The following is a 5,570-nucleotide window of genomic DNA, read 5'->3' as shown; positions in this document are numbered from 1 at the left end:
CGGCCCCCCATCCAGAACGCCCGGGGCGCCCCTGCCGCGCCCCCTCCCCCGGCCCGAGGGAAGGCCCCCCCCCCGGCCCCCCCCCCCGCCGCACCGGCCCCGGCCCCTGCCGCCCAGCCGTCCACCGAGCAGGCGGCTCCGGCCCCCGCTCCCACCGCCGAGGCCGCCTCCGGTGGCAGCTCCGCCGAGGGCACGGACGTCGTCCTGCCCGCGCTCGGCGAGTCCGTCACCGAGGGCACCGTCACCCGCTGGCTGAAGGCGGTCGGCGAGGAGGTCGCCGAGGACGAGCCTCTCCTCGAGGTCTCCACGGACAAGGTCGACACCGAGATCCCGGCGCCGGTCGCCGGCGTCCTGCTGGAGATCGTGGTCGGCGAGGACGAGACCGCCGAGGTCGGCGCCAAGCTGGCCGTGATCGGCGCCCCGGGTGCCGCTCCGGCGGCTGCCCCGGCCCCGGCCGCCCCGGCTCCGGCGCCCGCCGCCCCGGCTCCGGCGCCCGCCGCCGCTGCCCCGGCGCCCGCTCCGGCGGCCCCGGCCGCGCCCGTCGCGCCCCCGGCCCCCGTGGCTCCGGCCGCTCCGGCCCCCGCGCCGGTTCCGGTGCAGGCCGCGGCTCCGGTCGCTGCTCCGGCGCCCGCGCCGGTCGCGCCCGCCCCGGTGGCTCCGGCCGCTCCCGCTCCCGCCGCCGCGCAGGCCACCGACGAGGGTGCGTACGTGACCCCGCTGGTGCGCAAGCTCGCCGCCGAGAACGGCGTCGACCTGGGCTCCGTCAAGGGCACCGGCGTCGGCGGTCGCATCCGCAAGCAGGACGTCCTCGCCGCCGCCGAGGCCGCGAAGGCCGCCGCTGCCGCTCCGGCCCCGGCTCCGGCCGCCGCTGCCCCGGCAGCCAAGAAGGCGCCGGCCCTGGAGGCCTCTCCCCTCCGCGGCCAGACCATCAAGATGCCCCGCATCCGCAAGGTCATCGGCGACAACATGGTCAAGGCGCTGCACGAGCAGGCGCAGCTGTCCTCGGTCGTCGAGGTCGACATCACGCGTCTGATGAAGCTCCGCGCGCAGGCGAAGGACTCCTTCGCGGCCCGTGAGGGCGTCAAGCTCTCCCCGATGCCGTTCTTCGTGAAGGCGGCGGCCCAGGCGCTGAAGGCCCACCCGGCCGTCAACGCCCGGATCAACGTCGAAGAGGGCACGATCACCTACTTCGACACCGAGAGCATCGGTATCGCGGTGGACTCCGAGAAGGGCCTGATGACCCCGGTCATCAAGCACGCGGGCGACCTCAACATCGCCGGTATCGCCAAGGCCACGGCCGAGCTCGCGGGCAAGGTCAGGGCCAACAAGATCACCCCGGACGAGCTGTCCGGCGCGACCTTCACCATCTCCAACACCGGCTCGCGCGGCGCGCTCTTCGACACGATCATCGTGCCGCCGAACCAGGTCGCGATCCTGGGCATCGGCGCGACGGTCAAGCGCCCGGCGGTCATCGAGACGGAGGAGGGCACGGTCATCGGCGTACGCGACATGACGTACCTGACCCTCTCCTACGACCACCGTCTGGTCGACGGCGCCGACGCGGCCCGTTACCTGACGGCCGTCAAGGCGATCCTGGAGGCAGGCGAGTTCGAGGTCGAGCTCGGCCTGTAACCAGCCGCCTGGGATGTACGTGTACGACGGTGCCCCGTCCGGATTCCTCCGGGCGGGGCACCGTCGTACCCGGTGGCACGCGCTGTGGCGTGCGCCCGGTCCGGTCTGTAACGCTCGTCTCACGTACGTCCGCACTCGTACTCGGAAGGCCTCTGGACAGGAACGCGGCCGTATTGTCTATGGGTCAACGCCCCTGGGGCCGAAGCCCCTCCCTCAAGGAGCCCTCATGACCGCGCCCGTCGTCCACTCGCTGCGCGAGCAGATCCGCGAGCACATCGTGGAGGGGATCGTCAGCGGGCGCTGGAAGCCGGGCGAGCGGATCGTCGAGCGCCGGATCGCGACCGAGCTGGAGGTCAGCCAGACACCCGTACGGGAGGCGCTGCGCGAGCTGGAGTCGCTGCGGCTGATCGAGTCGGCCCCCAACAAGGGCGTACGGGTACGGAACCTGACCGCCGCCGATCTGGAGGAGAGCTACCCCGTCCGGGCCGGTCTCGAGGCCATCGCTGCCGAGCTGGCGGCGGCGAAGCTGGCCGACGACTGCTCGGCCCTCGAACCGCATGTCGCCGCCCTGTACGAGGCGGACCGCGCGTCGGACGGCACGGGCCAGGTCCGGCACACGGTCGGATTCCACCGCGAGATGGTGCGCGCGGCCGGGAACTCGGTGCTGCTGCACACCTGGGAGGGCCTGGGCATCGAGGTGTTCACGGCCCTGTCGATCCGCTGGCTCGGGACGGTGCAGCAGTCGTACGCCGAGGAGCACGAGGAGCTGGTCGCCGCGTTCCGGCGCCGGGATCCACGGATCGCCGAGCTGGTGAAGGCGCACGTGCTGGGTTGCGCGCCCCGCCCGTGAGAGGCCCGATCCACACCCGCTCACCTGCGGAAACGGCGAAAATCACGGCACCCCGTGCCCGCTCCCAAGGCACCCCGTGCCTACTTTCTCGGGATCAAGAGATTTTGCCCCTGAAACCTTTGATCGATCATCGATCAGCGAGTTAGAGTCGCCGACGGGTCCCGTGGCGGAGCCACACAACCGACACCGCCGCAGGACCCACTGCCCTGTCCTGCCAAAGACCAAGGGCACCCCCGAACCCTTACCGATGAGGGAACCCCCTTCGACTGAGGAAGGCGGCGACATGACCGACCCCAAGGCCATCCAGCCGAGCGCGCTCGACCAGCTCCATGACCGCGACCCCGAAGAGACCGCCGAATGGCAGGCCTCACTGGACGCCGTCACCAAGGCCGCCGGGCCGCACCGTGCCGCGTATCTGATGCGCCGCACACTGGAGCGCGCCGAGGGCAACGGCATCGCGCTGCCCAAGCTCCTGGAGACGGACTACGTCAACACCATCCCCACCGCCGCCGAGCCCGTAGTGGACGGCGACGAGGCGATGGAACACCGGATCGCCGCCTGGAACCGCTGGAACGCGGCGGCCATGGTGACCCGCGGCAGCAAATACGGCGTGGGCGGCCACATCGCCACCTTCGCCTCGGCCGCCTGGCTGTACGAGACCGGCTTCAACCACTTCTTCCAGGGCAAGGAATCGCAAGGGGCCCCCGGCTCCGGCGACCAGCTGTACATCCAGGGGCACGCCTCCCCCGGCATCTACGCCCGCGCCTTCCTCGACGGCCGGCTGACCGAGCAGCACCTCGACAACTTCCGGCGGGAGGCGGGCGGCAACGGCATCCCGTCCTACCCGCACCCGCGCCGGCTGCCCTGGCTGTGGGAGTTCCCGACGGTGTCGATGGGCCTCGGCCCGCTGTCGGCGATCTACCAGGCACGCTTCAACCGCTACCTCACCAACCGCGCCATCAAGGACGTCTCCGCGTCCCACGTGTGGGCGTTCCTCGGTGACGGCGAGATGGACGAGCCGGAGTCGACGGCCGCCCTCGCGCTCGCTTCCCGCGAGGGCCTGGACAACCTCACCTTCGTCATCAACTGCAACCTGCAGCGCCTCGACGGCCCGGTCCGCGCGAACTTCAAGATCGTGCAGGAGCTGGAGGCCCAGTTCCGCGGCGCGGGCTGGAACGTCGTCAAGACGCTGTGGGGCACGGCGTGGGACGAGCTGTTCCAGCTCGACACCACGGGCGCGCTCGTCCGTCGTCTGCGCGAGGTACCGGACGCCCAGGTGCAGACGTACCAGACGCGCGACGCCGCCTACATCCGCGCCGACTTCTTCGGCAAGGACCCGGCGCTCGTCGAGATGGCGAAGCTGCTGAGCGACGACAAGATCATCGAGTGCTTCCACCGCTCGCGCGGCGGGCACGAGTCCCGCAAGGTGTACGCGGCCTACAAGGCGGCGCTCGCCCACAAGGGCGCGCCGACGGTCATCCTGGCCCAGACGGTCAAGGGCTTCACCCTGGGTGAGGGCTTCGCGTCGAAGAACGCCAACCACCAGATGAAGAAGCTGACGGTGGACGAGTTCAAGCAGATGCGTGACCTGCTCGAACTCCCCATCTCCGACGCGCAGTTCGTGGACGGTGTGGTGCCCTACGGTCACCCCGGCGCCGACTCCCCCGAGGTCCGCTACCTCCAGGAGCGCCGCGCGGCCCTCGGCGGCCCGGCCCCGGCCCGCCGCACGCAGGCGCTGGCCCCGCTGCCGGCCCCCGCGGACAGAACCTTCACGTCGTTCGACAAGGGCTCCGGTACGCAGAACATCGCCACCACCATGGCGTTCGTACGGCTGGTCAAGGACCTGGTCCGCGACAAGGAGACGGGCCGGCGCTGGGTGCCGATCGTGCCGGACGAGGCACGCACCTTCGGTATGGAGTCGCTGTTCCCGTCCCTCGGGATCTACTCCCCCAAGGGCCAGACGTACGAGCCGGTCGACCGCGACCAGCTGATGTACTACAAGGAGGCCAAGGACGGCCAGATCCTCAACGAGGGGATCACCGAGGCCGGTTCCATGGCGGACTTCATCGCCGCGTCGACGTCGTACTCGACGCACGGCGAGCCGATGATCCCCTTCTACATCTTCTACTCGATGTTCGGCTGGCAGCGCACGGCCGACCAGATGTGGCAGCTCGGCGACCAGCTCGGCCGCGGCTTCCTCGTCGGCGCGACGGCCGGCCGTACGACGCTGACGGGCGAGGGCCTCCAGCACGCGGACGGCCACTCCCCGGTGATCGCCGCGACGAACCCGGCCGCGATGTCGTACGACCCGGCCTTCGCGTACGAGGTGGCGGTGATCGTACGTGACGGTCTGCGCCGTATGTACGGCGAGACCGCGCCCGGCGAGGACCCGGACGTCTTCTACTACCTGACCGTCTACAACGAGCCGATCCCGCAGCCGGCGAAGCCGTCGGCGCCGGGGCTCGACGAGGGCATCGTCAAGGGCCTGTACCGCTTCAACACGGCGGAGTCGGCGGGGCTGTCCCCGGCGGCGAACGCTCCGCGCATCCAGCTGCTCGGTTCCGGTACGGCGATCCACTGGGCCCTTCAGGCGCAGCGGATGCTCGCCGAGGAGTGGGGCGTGGCGGCGGACGTGTGGTCGGCGACGTCCTGGACCGAGCTGCGCCGGGACGCCCTGGACGCCGACGCGGCGCTGCTGCGGGGCGAGGAGCGGGTGCCGTACGTACGGCAGGCGCTGCAGGGGGCCGAGGGGCCGGTGCTGGCGGTGTCCGACTACATGCGTCAGGTGCCGGACCAGATCGCCCAGTGGGTCGAGCAGGACTACTCGTCGCTGGGCGCGGACGGATTCGGCCTGTCCGACACGAGGGACGCGGCGCGGCGGTACTTCGGGGTCGACGCGGAGTCGATCGTCGTTGCCTCGTTGGCGCAGTTGGCGCGGCGGGGGGAAGTGAAGGCCGCGGCGGTCAAGGAGGCTCGGGAGCGGTACGGGTTGTAAGGGGGGTTCACCCACCCACCCACCCGTTACTGTCCGTTCGCCGGGCGCCGTCGACCCCCCGACAGCGCCCGGCGTTCGAGGACGAGGCTCCTC

3 protein-coding genes are annotated in these 5,570 nt (G+C 71.5%); all 3 read left to right on the top strand.

Annotated elements, in window-relative coordinates:
* Positions 1-1,632, top strand: a 1,632-nt coding sequence (gene sucB / locus ADL01_RS16720; RefSeq protein ID WP_053742796.1) for a 2-oxoglutarate dehydrogenase, E2 component, dihydrolipoamide succinyltransferase, incomplete at its 5' end; no start/stop codon positions are given.
* A 226-nt stretch (positions 1,633-1,858) separates the two neighbouring features.
* Positions 1,859-2,482, top strand: coding sequence for a GntR family transcriptional regulator (locus ADL01_RS16715; protein ID WP_053742795.1), 624 nt, complete (start codon positions 1,859-1,861; stop codon positions 2,480-2,482).
* Between the two features lie 283 nt (positions 2,483-2,765).
* Entirely contained in the window at positions 2,766-5,477 is a 2,712-nt protein-coding gene (aceE, locus tag ADL01_RS16710; protein WP_053742794.1) for a pyruvate dehydrogenase (acetyl-transferring), homodimeric type, read from the top strand.
* Positions 5,478-5,570: the final 93 nt, after the last annotated feature.

It is taken from the genome of Streptomyces sp. NRRL WC-3618, assembly GCF_001280005.1.
Taxonomy (GTDB): domain Bacteria; phylum Actinomycetota; class Actinomycetes; order Streptomycetales; family Streptomycetaceae; genus Streptomyces.
Note: the sequence above shows the minus strand (reverse complement) of the source record. Positions and strands in the feature narration are given on the sequence as shown.